We start from the raw sequence: 15,554 nt of genomic DNA, 5'->3' as shown, positions 1-15,554 counted from the left end.
CCTGCGCGCGCACGCCGCGCAGGGCGGCGGCCTGGTGACCGACCACCCCGAGGTGGCCACCGAGTATGTAAAGGCGTAATGTGGGTAGGGGCGCAGCAGCGGCCACCGCCCTGCCGGCGATGGCATCGCATGTGCCGCTGCTGCGCCCCTACGGGTGATATATGTACGACACGATCGTCATCGGCGCGGGGATCGCCGGCATGCTGGCCGCCATCGGCCGGGCCGAGGCCGGGGAGCGCGTGCTTGTCCTGGCCAAGGGCCACGGCGCAACCCACTGGGCCGCCGGCTGCCTCGACCTGTTCGACATCGGCGACGGCGACCCGCTGGCCGGCGTCGAGGCGCTGATCGCCGACCACCCCGACCACCCCTACGCCCTGGCCGGCGTGGACGCCATCCAGGCCGGGGCCGAGCGCCTGCGCGCCATCTGCGCCGACGGCGGCTACCCGCTGGTCGGCAGCCTGCGCCGCAACCTGCTGCTGCCCACCGCCGTCGGCGCCCTGCGCGCGACCTGCATGGTGCCGGCCACCATGGCCGCCGGGGACGCCCGCCAGCTGCCCCGCCAGGGCGACGGCGGCGGCCCGCTGCTGATCGCCGGCTTCCACGAGCTGCGCGACTTCTTCCCGCCCATGATCGCCGCCAACCTGTGCGCCGAGGGCTTCGCCGCCGAGGGCGCCTACCTGACCCTGCCGCCCAGCGACCGCAAGCACGACTTCAGCACCGTCAGCTTCGCCCGCCTCTTCGACCAGCCCGCCTTCCGCGCCGACGTGGGCCGCCAGCTGCGCCAGCTGGTGCAGCGCGGCCGCTACAGCCGGGTCGGCCTGCCGGCAATGCTCGGCCTCGCCGGCGCCACCCAGGCGGTGAGCGACCTCCAGGCCGCCGCCGGGGCGCTGATCTTCGAGGTTCCCACCCTGCCCGCCTCGGTGCCGGGGATGCGGCTCTACCACATGCTGGAGGCCGCCCTGCTGAAGGCCGGCGGGCGCATCCAGCTCGGCGCCTTCGTGCAGCGCGCCGAGGCCCAGGGCGACCGGATGGACGCGATCTACACCGAGGCCGCCGCCCGCGAGCAGCGCCACCGCGCCGCCCGCTACATCCTCGCCACCGGCGGGATCGCCGGCGGCGGGGTGCGCGCCGACCACGCCGGAGTCCTCGTCGAGACCGCCCTCGGCCTGCCGCTGCGCGCGCCCAACGCCCGCGCCGACTGGTTCGCCGCCCGCTTCCTCAACGAGACCGGCCACCCCGTCTTTCGCACCGGCGTCGCCGCCGACGCACAGCTGCGCCCGCTCGACGCCGCCGGCCAGGTCGTCTACCAGAATGTCGCCATCGCCGGCTCCGCCCTCACCGGCTGCGACCCCATCCGCGAGGGAAGCCTGGAAGGGCATCGAGCTCTCGCTCAACCAGTCCCTCGACCACTGCATCAAGTGCAACGTGTGCATGTCGGCCTGCCCGGTGGCCGCCGTGACCGATACGTTCCCCGGGCCGAAGTCGGTCGGCCCGCAGGCCCAGCGCTTCCGCCAGCCGGGCCAGCCCGTCCCCGACGACTCGGTGGACTACTGCTCGGGCTGCCGGGTCTGCAACGAGGTCTGCCCGACCGGCGTGAAGATCGCCGAGCTGAACTCCCGCGCCCGCGCGCAGATTGTGGCCGAGCGCGGCGCCCCGCTGCGCAACAAGATCATCGGCCGCGCCGGGGTGGTCGGCCGGCTGAGCAGCGGCCCGCAGGCGCCGCTGGTGAACCTCGGCCTATCGATCAAGCCCGTGCGCTGGGCGATCGAGCAGGTGATGCAGATCCACCGCGACGCGCCGCTGCCGGCCGCCAGCAGCTACACCTTCCGCTCCTGGTTCAAGCGGCACCGACCGACCGGTGTCGCCCGCAAGCAGGTGGTCTACTTCCACGGCTGCAGCACCCAGTACTACGAGCCGCACGTGGGCAAGGCCGCCATCGCCGTGCTGGAGCGCAACGGCTTCGAGGTGATCATCCCCAAGCAGGGCTGCTGCGGCCTGCCCCTGCTCTCGAACGGCGACTTCCCGGCGGCCAAGGGCCGGCACATGTACAACGTCGAGCACCTGCTGCCCTACGTGCGCCGCGGCATCCCCGTGGTGGGCACCAGCACCAGCTGCACCCTGACGCTCAAGGAGGAGGCCCCCGAGCTGATCGGCCTGCACAGCCAGGACGTGAAGGACGTGGCCGCCGGCACCTACGACATCTTCGAGTTCCTGCGCAATCTGGCCGAGGACGGCGAGCTCGACACAGACTTCCGCCCGATCGAGCGCACGCTGCCCTACCACCCGCCCTGTCAGCTGCGCGCCCACCGCATCGGACGCCCCGCCATGGACGTGCTCGCCCTCGTCCCCGGCCTGCGCCTCGACGAGAGCCACGCCGACTGCTGCGGGATCGCCGGCACCTACGGCCTCAAGAAGGAGAAGTACCAGATCGGCATGGACGTCGGGGCCAAGCTCTTCGGCTTCGTGAAGGACGCCGGCTCCGACCTGGCCCTCTGCGATAGCGAGACCTGCCGCTGGCAGATCAGCCACGGCACCGGGGTCGTCACCAAGCATCCCATCGAGATCCTGGCAGAAGCCTATGGAGAAGGATAAAGGATGAAGGGTGAAGGATGAAACGCACCACTTCATCCTTCACCCTTCATCCTTCATCCTTAAAGACAATGATTGCCCTACTCATCATCTCACACAGCGCCAGTATCGCCAGCGGGGTCAAGGATCTGATCGAGCAGATGGCCCAGGGGCGCGTGCAGATCGCGGCGGCCGGCGGCACACTGGAGGGCGACCTCGGCACCAGTGTGGATCTGATCAGCCACGCCCTGGAGCGACTCGCCGGCGCCGATGAGGTGCTGGTGCTGGTCGATATGGGCAGCGCGATCATGAGCGCCGAGATCGCCCTGGAGCTGAGCGGCATCCCCTTTCGCATCAGCCCGGCGCCGCTCGTCGAGGGCGCCCTGGTGGCCGCCATCGAGGCGACCAGGCCCGGCGCGACGATCAACGAGGTGGCCGCCGCCGCCGAGCGCGCCCTGGAGACGAAGGGCATCGCGCTGGCGGCCGAGCACGTACCCCATGAGCCGCCGGCCCCGGCGCCGCCAGAGGGCGCGGGCGTCGAGATCACCCTGACGATCAAAAATAAAGTCGGCCTGCACATGCGCCCGGCCAAAGACTTCGTGCAGACGGCGAGCCGCTTCAGCAGCACGATCCGCGCCCGCAACCTGTCCCGGCCCGAGCGCCCCGACGGCAACGCCAAGAGCATGATCGACATTATGAAGCTCGGCGTGGCCCTCGGCAACCAGATCCACATCCGCGCCGATGGCGCAGACGCCCAGGCGGCGATCGACGCGCTGGCGAAGCTCGTGGCCGACAACTTCGGCGAGTAGGGCGGCCCGCGAGCTGACCCCTACATCGTTATGTCAATTTTTGTTGCCAGCAGCAACACCGCGCACGGTGAGGGTGTGGGCGAGCTTCGCGCCCCCACAAAAAACTGATGGTGCTGCGCCGCGGCGTAGCTGCGGCGCAGCACCATCAGCACATCATGTGTCTGATGGACACATGATGTCATTTCTTTACAGCGGCTTTACCATTTTCTGTAGTATGTCCGCCCACAGACGGTAATGGATTTGCTATAATGGTATCTATAATACCCCACAGGCTCTCATGTGCGACAATGGGCGGCGGCTGGACAGCCACCGCTATCATGTCATCGCTGTGCCCGACGAAAGACACGACCTATGCTAGCGCCCGGCACTCTGCTGCAACAACGCTACCGCATTGCCGAACAGGTCGGCAAGGGCGGCATGGGCGCGGTGTACCTGGCGCGGGATCTGCGGCTGTCACACGATGTGGCGATCAAAGAGACCTTCTTCCAAGACGAGGCTTACCGGCGCGCCTTCGAGCATGAGGCCAAGCTCCTCGCCCGCCTGCGCCACCAGGCGCTCGCCAAGGTGAGCGACCACTTCGTCGAGGGCAATGGCCAGTTCCTCGTGATGGAGTTTATCCACGGCGAGGATCTCGGCAGCCAGATCCAGCGGCTCGGCAAGCACTTCGCATCGCCCCAGGCGCTGCCGATGGTGCTGAAGTGGGCCGACCAGCTCCTCGATGTGCTGCACTACATCCACACCCGGCCGATCCCGATCATCCACCGCGACCTGAAGCCGAAGAACCTCAAGCTGACCCAGAACTTCGATATTATCCTGCTCGACTTTGGGCTGGCTCGCGGCGGGGTGACGATCGCCGTCGATAGCTCCGAGACGACGACGCCCGATATGGCGAGCCGCAAGATCTACGGCTTCACGCCGCCCTACGCGCCGATCGAGCAGATGCGCGATGGCGAGCCGGATCAGCGGAGCGACCTCTACTCGCTGGGCGCCACGCTCTACCACATGCTCACCGGCACCCTGCCCGCCGATGCGATGAGCCGCATGGCCCGCCTGATCAATGGAAACCCCGACTCGCTGCGGCCCATCCGCGAGCTATCGCCCCACGTGCCCGAGCCGGTGGCAAACCTGATCCAGCGATCCCTGAGCGTGACGCTGGAGGGCCGCCCGCGCAACGCCCGCGAGATGCGTGAGGAGTTCTTCTACGCCAGCCACCCCGCCGCCACCCCGTCTATGCAGGTGCGCGCGCCAGGGTTCACGACTCCCTCGGCACTAGGCGACCCGAGCCCGGCCGCGCCCGCCGCCGAGCAGGTGCCCGTCGGCACGCTCCTGCGTATGCTCACCACCGGGAGCCCCATCCGCTCCGTGGCCTTCAGCCCGAGCGGCGATCTCCTCGCCGCCGGCTACGACGACCACACGGTTGGCATCTGGCGGATCAGCGACTACAGCCACGTGCGAACCCTCAAGGGCCACACCAGCAGCGTGCGCAGCGTCGCCTTCGCCCGCACCGGCGGGCTGATGGCCTCCGGCAGCGACGATGAGTCGGTGCGGATCTGGGGCGTCGCCGACGGCGCGTCCCGCCGTCAGCTCCGCATGCCCGGCTGCTCCGTCGAGAGCATCGCCTTCAGCCCGGACGGCAAGCTGCTGGCGGTGGGCGGCTGGGGCAGCGCGATCACGATCTGCACGGTCGATGGCGACTCGATCCGCATCCTCGACACGCTGCCGGTGCCGTTCGTCCATAGCCTGAGCTTTAGCGCCGATGGCGCGCTCCTGGCCGCCGGCTGCTACGATGGGGCCGTCTACCTCTGGAGTACGGCCGACCACCAGCCGGCCGGGCAGCTCAGCGGCTTCGCCAGCTTCATCTACAGCGTCGCCTTTAGCCCCGACGGCGCGTACATCGCCGCCAGCAGCCAGAAGAGCGTCCGCGTCTGGCGACTCAGCGACCGCAAGGTGATGGAGACGTTCCAGGGGCACCGCGGGCCGGTTCGCTCCATCGCCTTCAGCCCCGACAGCCAGATGCTCGCCAGCGCCAGCGAGGATTGTAACGTGCGCCTCTGGCGCCTCAGCGATGGCACCATGACCGCCCCCGTCCTCGAGCATCGCGCCGGCGTGGCCAGCCTCGCCTACGCCCCCGACGGCCGCCTCCTCGCCACCGGCACCCACGATGGCCGGATCTGCCTCTGGCAGCTGTGAATGAGATTCTCTCAATGAGAGCCTTGAGGGTGGCAAGGCCCAGCTCGCTCCTGATCGACAGCGCGTTATCGTATACAATGGAAGATAGAGATCCTACCGCATCAGAGGAGCGCAGCGATATGCCCGTCGAGTTTGTGCGATGCCCCGTCTGCAAACAGAAGCTTGGCCTCCAGAGCTATGTGGCCCCAGGCGCGCTGCTTGTCTGCGCCAACATCACGTGCGGCGCCGACCTGCGCGTGGTGAGCCGTAACCCCGCCCGCGTCGATCTGGTCCCCCAGAGCGAGACCTATAGCGCCGAGTACCGGCCCGAGTCCTATGGCTAGGCGATCCCCCGCCCTGGCCATACTGGCCGTCCTGCTCCTGGCCCCGCTGCTCAGCGGCTGCCTGCTGATCAGCGGCGAGCGGACGACGATCGATCTGCTCGCCGGGAGCGGCAACGTCAGCACCACCTTCGTCAGCGCCGAGGGCGGCGAGGAGCGCGCCGTCCAGGTGAGCGATGGGCCGGCCGACCTCCAGGCGATCGCGATCATCGCCATCGAGTCGGGCGACCTCCAGATCGACCTGCTCCAGCCCGACGGCGCCGTGGCTTTCGCCATCGCCGGCCGGCCCGACTCCCAGGTGACGCGCAGCAGCCGGGTGCGCAGCGACGACGCCGGCATGGTGCGCTACCGGGTCACCGCGCGCGGCGCGCGCAGCGGCGAGTACCAGATCTTCTTCCAGCCGTGACAGGGGACAGGGGACAGGGGACAGGGCGGACGCGCAAGCTTCGCCTGCTATGCCCATGCCCTGATGGCGAATGCCCGACCCCTATCCCCTGTCCCCTGTCCCCTGTCCCCTACCGCAGCATCAGCATCCGCCCGGTGCCGATCTGCTCCAGGCCGCGGGCCAGGTCGCTCGTGCGGGCCAGCATAGCCCCGATCACCGTGTGCGGGATCAGCAGCAGCTCGACCGGCGTGACGCTGATCACGCTGGCCATCGGCGGACCGCCGCGCAGCAGCTCCAGCTCGCCGAAGAACTCCTCGGGCCCGAGCTGCGCCACCACCCGCGGCTTGCCCGACGGGTCCTCGGCGCTGAGCCGCACCACCGCCGCCCGCCCCGAGACGATCAGGTAGAAGCGCCCGCTCGGCTGCCCCTGGCGCACGATCACCGAGCGCGCCGGGCGCTCCGCCCGCCCGGCGTGTCGCGCCAGCTCGCGCAGGGCCGTGCGCGGCACCCCGTGGAAGAGCGGGACGCGCTCCAGCAGCCGCACCACATCCAGCAGGGCCAGCCCCTCGCCGGCATGCGGGGCGACCTCGCGCAGCATCCGCTCGATCTCGGCCCCCGGCAGGAACAGCAGATCGCTCTCGATCGTCGCCCGGTAGGCCTGGCCCGTCACCTCGCGCACATCGTCGCCCACCTCGCCGAAGAAGTCGCCCCGGTGCAGCTCGCTCGCCAGGGCATCGCCCCGCTTGACCGCAACCTCGCCGGCCTCGACGATCCACAGCCCCGAGGGGGGCGAGCCGGCGGCGAGGAGCAGTTGGCCGGCGGCGGCGCGGCGCGTCTCTAGGGCGGCGGCCAGCTCCTGGAGCTCGCGGTCGTCGCAGACGGCGAAGATCTCGACCTGGCGCAGCAGGCGCATCCGCGCCTCGCGCACATCGCCGAAGGACTGTGAGAGCTCGCTGGCCCAGGGCGTGTTCGGGAAGATCTGGCGGCCGGCGGCCTCGCGCTCGGGCCAGGGCAGCGCGTCGTAGGCGGCGCGGATGGCCCGCCGGGCGAAGCTCGCGCCCGACTGCTCCTCGATCGTCGCCACCGTGTAGCGCAGCACCTCGGCGTAGCGGGCGCCCTGCACGTCGAGCGGCCCCGCCGTGAGCGCCGGGCTGATCCGGGCCTGCTCGCGGTCGAGGGTGATGTCCCAGTTGGCGGTGGCGGCCAGCACATCCATCCGGTCATCAAGGGCCTGGGCCCGCCGGGCGCCGTACAGGTCGTGGAGCAGCCGGTAGCAGCCGGCGTAGCAGTGCTGGAAAGCCCGCTGGAGCCGCTCGGCCTCGCTCATGGCCGGCTGGAGCGGCCAGCTCAGACTGCGGGTGCTGATCTGGCGCAGGGTCAGGTAGTGCGTGTACCAGGCCGCCGCCCACAGGCCCGACGAGAGCGTGTGGGCGGCGATCGAGGGCGGCGTGCCGCGCCAGGCCGGCAGCAGCTGGAGCATGTAGCTCACCGTCTGCGCGGCGATGCCCAGCCAGAGCAGCAGCCAGCACCAGAGCAGCCGCGAGTCGCGCAGGCCGATCAGCTGGGGCAGCAGCAGGGCCAGGGCCACCAGGCTCAGGTAGATCGGCGACGCCTCGAAGACCACCCAGATGAAGCCGGCCCCCGGCTGGGCCTGCTGGATCAGCCCGATCGCCAGGCCGCCGGCCAGGAAGGCCAGGCCCAGCATCAGGGCGCTGGCGGCAAGCTCGCCCGGCAGAGACTGGTGCAGGTCCACGTCGAGCAGAGCGATGAATCCGGCGAACATCAGCAGCATAAACCCGGTGATCTCCAGGCCGGCCCAGAGCGCAGCGAGCTCCGGCAGCAGCAGCGAGCCCAGCAGGGCCAGCAGCTCGATCGCGGTGACGGCGAGAAAGCTGGTGAGCGCCCGGCCGACCCTGGCCCCGCGATAGTCGGCCTGGAGGGCGATCTGGGCGGCGAAGGCGGCCACCCAGAGCAGCGGGGCGATCAGGGCCACCTGCGCGCCGTAGCGCAGGGGCAGCCCGGCCAGGGCCAGGGCCAGGGTGGCCAGGGCCGCGCCGACGATCAGCGGGCTGCGCCCGTAGCCGCGCCGGGCCGCCCAGGCCGCAGCGGCCCGCACCAGCCCCCAGGCGGCAAAGATCAGGCCGAGGCAGAGTGGCACGACAATTGCAATCAGGATGATCGCCGCCACCAGCCGCCCGGCCACGCCGCCCTCCCACAGCTGGCGCATCACATTGACGAGCTGGCGCTGCCAGAAGAGGACGGCTAGCACAATCGCCAGCAGCGTGTAGACGGCCGCGAGTAGGCCGTAGATGGTGAAGAAGCGCTCCTCGCCGCTAAAGTCGGCCCGGACGCGCAGCTTCTGCCAGAGCGGCCCGCTGATGAAGCGCAGCGCGCGCTGGCGCAGGTTCGGCAGGCGCAGCATGTCCACCAGGATGAAGTAGCCGTCCAGCTCAAGCAGCGGGTTGAAGTTGAACAGCGCGGCCAGGTAGCAGGCGACGGCCAGCTTGTAGGCGGCCCCGGCCAGCAGGCCCTCGGGCAGCAGGAAGGCCGCGATCGCGCCCAACGAGCCGACCAGCAGGTCGCAGAGCGGCCCGGCCAGCGAGACGAGCACGCGGGCGCCCCGCCCGGCCAGCCAGATGTCGCTGGTGTCGACGAAGGCGGCCGGCATGCCGTAGTAGATCATCACGCCGCCGCGCAGCACCCGCCGCCCGCAGCGCTTCACCGCCAGGGCGTGGGCCAGCTCGTGGAGCAAAAAGGAGACGATCAGGGCCGCCCAGAGGGCCAGCAGGCTCAGCAGCACGTTGTCGGCGCTGAGCACCTGGTAGGAGTCGCCCGCGCCGGCCATCAGGGCGAAGCAGGTTAGCCCGATGATCGTGAGCAGGGCGTGGACGACGGCGAAGGGCCAGGTGAACAGAAACTTTCCGCCCGCCCGATAGAGGCTGCCGACAGCTCCATCGATCCCCTGGATGGCGAAGGTGCGCTCACGCAGCGTGTCGAGCAATCTCTCGCCCTTGCCCTCGACGCTGCGGGCCTCCTCGCGGCGGCGCAGGCCACGGTAGATGCCCACCGGCGCGTCGGCCAGAAAGCCCTGGGCGCGCAGGCTCAGCACCAGGTCGGCCACGGGGAGCAGCTGCTTGAATCGGAGAAAGCCAGTGGTAGCGAGCTGAGCCACGCTCTGCGAGCCGTCCATCGCCTGCCAAAGCTCGCGCTCGGCGGGCGTGAGCCGCAGGTAGCTGCCGGAGGGGCTGCGCAGCACGGTGAAGCTCTGGCCGCCCTCGCTGATCGTCTCCTCGGCCACATCGTCGATGCGCGTCGGACGGTACTGGGCGAAGTCCACCCGGCGGGCGAGCCGCTCCCAGAGATCGAGCGAGCTCGCGCCGCCCCTCGGGCGGGTGGCGAGGCGCCGGGACAGCCCGACGTAGATCCCGCGCGAGGGAGGGCCGGGGCGCGGCGCATTCACACGATCCCCCAGCGCGGCCCATGGCACCTCGGCAGATGTGGTCACGGGCGGCTCCTTATAGACCAGACACTCATCATACTCTTATCAACGACGTAGAACCAACAAACCGGATCGTACGTCTTACCTGTCAGGATGATCAAGGTGCAGCATGCTGCGCCGCAGGCGGATCGTTATCGTATCACAGGAGCAGCGGCAATGAATGATCGCGCGGTTCACCTCAAGCTGAATCTTCGGGTCTGGCAGGACGAGCGCATGGGTCAGCTCTGGCGGCTCGCCTACCGCGACGGCGATGATGATGAGACGGTGATCACCTTCCCCGACTCGGCCGCCCTCGGCGACTTCATCGCCGACCGGCTCGGCCTGAACCTGATCGACACGCCGCGGCCGCCGATGGCCGTCGAGGCGGCGTAGGGACGCAGCGCGCTGCGTCCCTACGCCGCCTGAATACAGGGCTGTTACAACGTCCTGGGGCGCGGCCCCATGCGCATCAACTTAAGCTCCGGGCTCCCCGGAATTTCTTGTTGTTTTGGCCAAAATGGCCAGCTTCGCTGGCCATTTTGGCCAAAACAACACCGGTTTTTAGGGCGGCAGCCCTAAAGTTGATGCGCATGGGGCGCGCAGCCCCAGCGTGAGTGCCGGGCCTGGGGCGCGCAGCCCCAGTGTGAGTGCCGGGCCTGGGGCGCCTAGCCCCTGCGCAGCTGCTCGACGAGGAACTCGCGCATCGCCCGCGCCGCCGGCGAGGCCACCCGGTCGCCGCGCCAGACCACGCCGAGCGAGCGCTGCAGCTTCTGGTCGGAGACCCGCAGGGCCACCAGGTCGGCCGCGCCCTGCACCGCCAGGCGCGGCACCAGGGCGATCCCGACGCCCGCGGCCACGAAGCGCAGCAGGGTGTCCGTCTCGCCGCCGTCGAGCACCACCCGCGGGCTGAAGCCCGCCCGCTCGCAGGCGACCAGGGCCGCCTCGCGCAGCTCGTAGTTCTCCGGCGAGAGCACCCAGGGCTCCCCCGCGAGATCGCTGATCGCCACCTCGCCGCGGCCGGCCAGGTGGTGACCGCGCCACACCGCGATCACCATCTCCTCGGTGAAGATCGGCACCACCGTCAGGTTCTCGTCGTCCACCGGCAGCGTCACCACCGCCACATCCGTCAGCCCGGTCTCCAGCAGATCCAGCAGGGTCTGCACGCCGGCCTCGTGGAGGCGCAGCTCGATCCCGGCGTAGCGCTTGTTGAAGGCGGCCAGCACCGGCGGCAGCAGCTGGTTCCCAACCGTCGGCGGCGCGCCGACCGTGGCCCGGCCCTTGCTCAGCCCGATCCGCTCGGCCATCTCGGCGCGTGACGCCTCGACCTGGGCCATCACCGCCCGCGCGTGGGGCAGCAGCGCCTCGCCCGCCTCGGTGAGCCGCACGTTCCGGCCGACCCGGTCGAACAGCGCGACGCCGAGCTCGTGCTCGAGCTGGCTGATCTGCTTGCTCAGGGCCGGCTGCGCGATGTGGAGCTCGGCTGCGGCTCTGGTGACATGGGAGTGGCGGGCAACCGCCTCGAAGTAGCGCAGGTGTCGCAGTTCCATATGATCCTATGGCATGACGGGTCGCTCCCCGCAAGCCACTGGGCGGCGCGTGCCGCAAACGTCTGTCTTTCAAGTATAGCAGATCGGGCGGATCTGCGTGCTATAATGAGTTTCATCGTTCATGGCGGGGCCTCTGGGGAGGGCGATCCTCCCGCAGGCACCGCGCTCGGGTCTTCTCTGTTACACCCCGAGGTTGCCCATGCATCGCCTCGCGCTGCTCACTGTCGCCCTGATCCTCCTCGTCGTCACGCTCGCATCGCCGGCCGCGCCAGCCGTCGCCGCGCCCGCCGCCCAGGCCGGCGGCGCCTTCGTCTTCTACCCGCAGACCGGCCACAACGTCGGGATGCAGGTCAAGCAGCTCTTCGACGCGAACGGCGGCCTCGATATCTTCGGCCTCCCGCTGACCGACCTGTATGTGAACGCCGACGGCCTTCAGGTGCAGTACTTCGAGCGCGCCCGCTTCGAGCTGCGCCCCGCCGCCCCCGTCGGCTCACGACTCAGCCTCACCCGCCTCGGCGCCGTCCTCACCGAGGGCCGCGGCGAGCCCGCCTTCAGCTGGCTGTCCGCCTCGCCCGACCCCGCGCGCACCTTCTTCCCCCAGTCGGGCCACTCGCTCGGCGGCGCCTTCGGCTGGTTCTGGCAGACCCGCGGCGGGCTCGGCGTCTTCGGCTACCCGATCTCCGAGGAGTTCGAGGAGTGGGATGAGGCCGCCGGGCAGGTCTTCCTCGTCCAGTACTTCGAGCGCGCCCGCTTCGAGTACCACCCCGAGAACGCCGGCACCCCCTACGAGGTGCAGCTCGGCTCGCTTGGCCGCCAGCTCCTTGAGCGCGACCCGAACGCCCTCGCCGCCGCAGCCCCGGCCCGCCCCGTCGAGCTGCTCGGCCAGGCCAGCACCGGCTTCTCCACCTCGGCCGTCGAGCGCGTCACCAACATCAGCCGGGCCACCGAGATGATCGACGGCTATCTGGTGCCCCAGGGCGCCGAGTTCTCCTTCGCCAGCGTCGGCGACTTCTCCGAGGCGAGCGGCTTCGTCGATGGCTACGCGATCGTCTCCGGCCGCCTGGAGAAGGTCATCGGCGGCGGGCTCTGCCAGGTCTCCACCACCCTCTTCCGCGCCGTCTCTAACGCCGGCCTCCAGATCACCCGCCGCGTCGGCCACAGCCACGTGGTCTACTTCTACGAGAATATCCTCGGCTTCGACGCCACCGTCTTTACGCCAAGCGTCGACTTCCGCTGGCAGAACGATAGCCCCGGCCCAGCCTATATCGTCGGCACGGTGGACCGCGGCTCCTCGCGGATGACCTTCCAGATCTGGGGCAGCAGCGACGGCCGCCAGGTCAGCTACGATGGCCCCTACACGAAGAACTGGACGCAGCCGGGCGCGCCGGCCTGGCAGTACGACCGGACGCTGCCGAAGGGCGCGGTGCGCCAGCTCGTCCACGGCCGATCCGGCGTCGATGTCAACTACTATCGGACGATCACCTTCGCCGATGGGACGACCCGCCGCAACACCTACTTCACCCGCTACACGCCCTGGGAGGACTTCTACATCTACGGCCCGGGCGTCACCCCGCCCGACGGCGCGAAGATCATCCCGCCTCGGTAGATGGAGCTCCCTATGCGTATAGACCTCTACCCGCTGCTCACCGAGCGCAGGTTCGTCTCGCCGATCTGGGGCGGGGATCGCCTGGCCGCGTGGCTCGATCTCCCAGCGCCGCGCCCCGGCCGACTCGGCGAGACATGGCAGACCTATGACACGAACCTCGTGACGAACGGCCCCCTCGCCGGGCGGAGTATCGCCGCGATCGCCCAGGAGTATGGCGCAGACTTTGTTGGCGCGCGGAGCTTCGCCCGCAATGGCACCGACTTCCCGCTCCTGGCCAAGTTTATCGACGCCGCCGACCGGCTCTCCATCCAGGTACACCCCGGCGACGCCTACGCCCACACCCGTGAGGCGGACACCGGCTTCCACGGGAAGACCGAGGCCTGGTACATCCTCGACGCCGACCCCGGCGCCGATGTTATCTATGGCCTGAGCCGCCCCAGCGACCGCGACGCCTTCGCCGCCGCTGTGCGCGATGGCGGCCTGGAGGATCTGCTCCAGCGCGTCCCGGTCGCCCCAGGCGATGTGCTCTTCGTCCCGGCCGGCACCATCCACGCGATCAACGCCGGGATCGTGCTCTTCGAGATCCAGCAGAAGTCTGACCTGACCTACCGGGTCTACGACTACGGCCGCCGCGATGCGCAGACCGGCCAGCTGCGCGAGCTGCACCTGGAGAAGGCGCTCGACGTGAGCGACTTCGGCCCGGCCCGCTACGGCAAGTCTGTCGCCCTGTCGCTCGCCCCCGGTCGCGACCTGCTCGTCGCCTGCCCCTACTTCGCCCTGGAGCAGCAGCAGATCGTCGGGGGGGCAGATCTGGGAGGGCACGGCGGCTTCGAGATCCTGACCCTGATCGGCGGCGGCTGCACGCTCGCATGGCCCGGCGGTGAGCTGCCGCTGCGCCGGGGCGAGTCGGCGGTGATCCCGGCCATCCTGACCGGCTACACCCTCATCGGAGATGCCACCGCCCTGCGGTCCTATGTGCCCGACATGGGCGACCTCGCCGCCGCGCTGCGCGCGGCCGGCCACCCAGACGATCAGATCGCCGCCACGCTGCACCCGTAATCGATTGCAGATTGCAGATTGTAGATTGCAGATTAGATGCAATCTGCAATCTGCAATCTGCAATCTGCAATCTGCAATGAAAAACACCTACCGCTTCTTCGTCCCGCCCGCGTCCTTCAGCGGCGATACGGTGCGCCTGGGCGACGCCGACCTGGCCCGGCAGCTCGCGCGCGTGCTTCGCCTTGGCCCCGGCGACCGTGTGCTGCTCCTGGACGGCCTCGGCGACGCCTACGAGGTGGAGCTTACCGATCTGGGCCGCGATCTGGTGGCCGGGCGGGTGCTGGGCCGCGAGCGCGCCGCCGAGCCGGCCATCGACCTGACCCTCTACCTGGCCATGATCCGCCCCGAGCGCTTCGAGTGGGCGCTCCAGAAAGGCACCGAGCTGGGCGCGCGGCGCTTCGTGCCCGTCCAGTTCGCCCGCTCGCTCACCGCCGACCGCGCCGACGGGCGGAAGGCCGAGCGCTGGCGGCGGATCATCCGCGAGGCCGCCGAGCAGTCATGCCGGGGCCGCATCCCCGAGCTCGCCGAGCCCCTCAGCTTCAGCGCCGCCTGCACCGCCGCCGCCACGACCAACCTGCCGCTCATCCTCTGGGAGGGGCAGGCCCCCCCGCTGCGCGACCTGCTGCGCCGCCCTGGGCCGCCGCCCGACTCCGTCGCAATCCTCTCCGGCCCCGAGGGCGGGGTCGCCCCGGAGGAACTGACAGCGGCCAGCGAGCGTGGTATCATGCCCGCATCTCTCGGGTCACAGATCTTACGCGCGGAGACAGCCCCGATCGCTGCGGCCGCCGCCCTCTGCTACGAGTTTGATCGATAATATCAACGCTCGGCTGATTGGGTGTTCCTTGTCACCGCGTCGCTGTCACCCCATCACCCCTCACCCTGTCAGGAACCGCCCATGGTACGCATGAGACGCGCCATCGCGTATGGCGCCGTAGCCGCCCTGCTGGTCGGCGTGATCGCCTTCTTCGGCGGGTGGGTCACCGCCCGCGCGGTTGGAAGCTCCCCGATCGACACCTTCTTCGCCGGCGTCGCCAGCCGCGGCCTCCGCGCCCAGTCCCCGGCCGCCAGCCGTGAGCAGTTCACCGTCTTCTGGGATGTCTGGGACCTGGTGCAGAGCGAGTTCTACCACCAGGAGCCGCTCGACAGCCAGAGGCTCGTCTACGGGGCGATCAAAGGCCTGCTCGGCGCGCTCGACGACCAGTACACCACCTTCCAGGAGCCGGACCTGGCCGCCCAGAGCCGCGAGTCGATGCAGGGCTCCTTTGAGGGGATCGGCGCCTACCTGCGCGTGACCGATGGCGAGATGGTGATCGACCGGCCGATCAAGGGCTCCCCGGCGCTGAGGGCCGGCATTCAGCCGGGCGATGTGATCGTGGCGGTTGACGGCGAGGCGCTGGCGCCCCTGATCGCCGGCCTGAGCGACGCCGAGTCTACGGCGAAGGCGGCGGCGAAGATCCGTGGCCCGAAGGGCAGCGTCGTCACCCTGAGCATCCGCCGGGGCCTGGACACGCAGCCGTTTGACGTCGCGATCACCCGCGATGAAGTGCCGATCATCAGCGTCAACGCCCAGATGCTCGACGACGGAGTGGCGT

At 69.9% G+C, this 15,554-nt stretch carries 12 protein-coding genes and 1 pseudogene; 11 read left to right on the top strand and 2 right to left on the bottom strand.

Annotated features, from left to right (window positions below; genetic code table 11):
* Positions 1 to 161: 161 nt before the first annotated feature.
* The 6 genes and pseudogenes from glpB to K2Z83_RS02210 form a co-directional block, all read left to right on the top strand.
* Positions 162 to 1,319: pseudogene (glpB, locus tag K2Z83_RS02235) on the top strand (glycerol-3-phosphate dehydrogenase subunit GlpB); the annotation flags it as partial.
* Positions 1,312 to 2,592: an anaerobic glycerol-3-phosphate dehydrogenase subunit C gene (locus tag K2Z83_RS02230; protein ID WP_220593563.1), complete on the top strand. Its 1,281-nt coding sequence runs from the start codon at positions 1,312 to 1,314 to the stop codon at positions 2,590 to 2,592. The pseudogene glpB and the gene K2Z83_RS02230, both read left to right, overlap by 8 nt.
* A 17-nt stretch (positions 2,593 to 2,609) precedes the next feature.
* Positions 2,610 to 3,377 carry a dihydroxyacetone kinase phosphoryl donor subunit DhaM gene (gene dhaM / locus K2Z83_RS02225; RefSeq protein ID WP_220593562.1) on the top strand — a complete coding sequence of 256 codons (768 nt, stop codon included), beginning with the start codon at positions 2,610 to 2,612 and terminating at the stop codon, positions 3,375 to 3,377.
* A gap of 351 nt (positions 3,378 to 3,728) precedes the next feature.
* Positions 3,729 to 5,567: a WD40 repeat domain-containing serine/threonine protein kinase gene (locus K2Z83_RS02220; protein ID WP_220593561.1), complete on the top strand. Its 1,839-nt coding sequence runs from the start codon at positions 3,729 to 3,731 to the stop codon at positions 5,565 to 5,567.
* A 119-nt stretch (positions 5,568 to 5,686) separates the two neighbouring features.
* Positions 5,687 to 5,890 (top strand): hypothetical protein, encoded by a 204-nt coding sequence (locus tag K2Z83_RS02215; protein WP_220593560.1) that lies wholly within the window; start codon positions 5,687 to 5,689, stop codon positions 5,888 to 5,890.
* A complete protein-coding gene (locus K2Z83_RS02210) occupies positions 5,883 to 6,293 on the top strand; it encodes a hypothetical protein (RefSeq protein ID WP_220593559.1) in 411 nt (136 codons plus the stop codon). Before K2Z83_RS02215 ends, K2Z83_RS02210 begins: the two co-directional genes overlap by 8 nt.
* Positions 6,294 to 6,402: 109 nt before the next feature.
* Here K2Z83_RS02210 and K2Z83_RS02205 read toward each other — a convergent pair whose 3' ends face one another.
* Positions 6,403 to 9,777: a cyclic nucleotide-binding domain-containing protein gene (locus tag K2Z83_RS02205; RefSeq protein ID WP_220593558.1), complete on the bottom strand. Its 3,375-nt coding sequence runs from the start codon at positions 9,775 to 9,777 to the stop codon at positions 6,403 to 6,405.
* Between the two features lie 150 nt (positions 9,778 to 9,927).
* On the opposite strand from K2Z83_RS02205, the gene K2Z83_RS02200 reads away from it, so the two are divergent.
* Positions 9,928 to 10,143, top strand: coding sequence for a hypothetical protein (locus K2Z83_RS02200; RefSeq protein ID WP_220593557.1), 216 nt, complete (start codon positions 9,928 to 9,930; stop codon positions 10,141 to 10,143).
* A gap of 272 nt (positions 10,144 to 10,415) precedes the next feature.
* Here the strand turns inward: K2Z83_RS02200 and K2Z83_RS02195 are convergent, their stop codons facing one another.
* A complete protein-coding gene (locus K2Z83_RS02195) occupies positions 10,416 to 11,297 on the bottom strand; it encodes a LysR family transcriptional regulator (protein ID WP_220593556.1) in 882 nt (293 codons plus the stop codon).
* A 199-nt stretch (positions 11,298 to 11,496) separates the two neighbouring features.
* Between K2Z83_RS02195 and K2Z83_RS02190 the strand changes: the two genes are divergently transcribed.
* The 4 genes from K2Z83_RS02190 to K2Z83_RS02175 form a co-directional block, all read left to right on the top strand.
* On the top strand, positions 11,497 to 12,903 hold the full coding sequence (locus K2Z83_RS02190) for a VanW family protein (protein WP_220593555.1): 1,407 nt from the start codon (positions 11,497 to 11,499) through the stop codon (positions 12,901 to 12,903).
* 12 nt (positions 12,904 to 12,915) lie between these two features.
* Positions 12,916 to 13,962, top strand: a complete 1,047-nt coding sequence (locus K2Z83_RS02185) for a type I phosphomannose isomerase catalytic subunit (protein WP_220593554.1) — start codon at positions 12,916 to 12,918, stop codon at positions 13,960 to 13,962.
* Positions 13,963 to 13,966: 4 nt separating this feature from the next.
* Entirely contained in the window at positions 13,967 to 14,776 is an 810-nt protein-coding gene (locus tag K2Z83_RS02180) for a 16S rRNA (uracil(1498)-N(3))-methyltransferase (RefSeq protein WP_255603156.1), read from the top strand.
* 81 nt (positions 14,777 to 14,857) lie between these two features.
* Positions 14,858 to 15,554, top strand: a 697-nt coding sequence (locus K2Z83_RS02175) for a S41 family peptidase (protein WP_220593553.1), incomplete at its 3' end; no start/stop codon positions are given.

This window comes from Oscillochloris sp. ZM17-4, assembly GCF_019599295.1.
GTDB lineage: Bacteria > Chloroflexota > Chloroflexia > Chloroflexales > Chloroflexaceae > Oscillochloris.
Note: the sequence above shows the minus strand (reverse complement) of the source record. Positions and strands in the feature narration are given on the sequence as shown.

Coding starts and splice junctions, on each gene's coding strand:
- K2Z83_RS02230 (WP_220593563.1), top strand. CDS start 1,312: ATGTCGCCATCGCCGGCTCCGCCCTCACCGGCTGCGACCCCATCCGCG.
- dhaM (WP_220593562.1), top strand. CDS start 2,610: ATGAAACGCACCACTTCATCCTTCACCCTTCATCCTTCATCCTTAAAG.
- K2Z83_RS02220 (WP_220593561.1), top strand. CDS start 3,729: ATGCTAGCGCCCGGCACTCTGCTGCAACAACGCTACCGCATTGCCGAA.
- K2Z83_RS02215 (WP_220593560.1), top strand. CDS start 5,687: ATGCCCGTCGAGTTTGTGCGATGCCCCGTCTGCAAACAGAAGCTTGGC.
- K2Z83_RS02210 (WP_220593559.1), top strand. CDS start 5,883: ATGGCTAGGCGATCCCCCGCCCTGGCCATACTGGCCGTCCTGCTCCTG.
- K2Z83_RS02200 (WP_220593557.1), top strand. CDS start 9,928: ATGAATGATCGCGCGGTTCACCTCAAGCTGAATCTTCGGGTCTGGCAG.
- K2Z83_RS02195 (WP_220593556.1), bottom strand. CDS start 11,297: ATGGAACTGCGACACCTGCGCTACTTCGAGGCGGTTGCCCGCCACTCC.
- K2Z83_RS02190 (WP_220593555.1), top strand. CDS start 11,497: ATGCATCGCCTCGCGCTGCTCACTGTCGCCCTGATCCTCCTCGTCGTC.
- K2Z83_RS02185 (WP_220593554.1), top strand. CDS start 12,916: ATGCGTATAGACCTCTACCCGCTGCTCACCGAGCGCAGGTTCGTCTCG.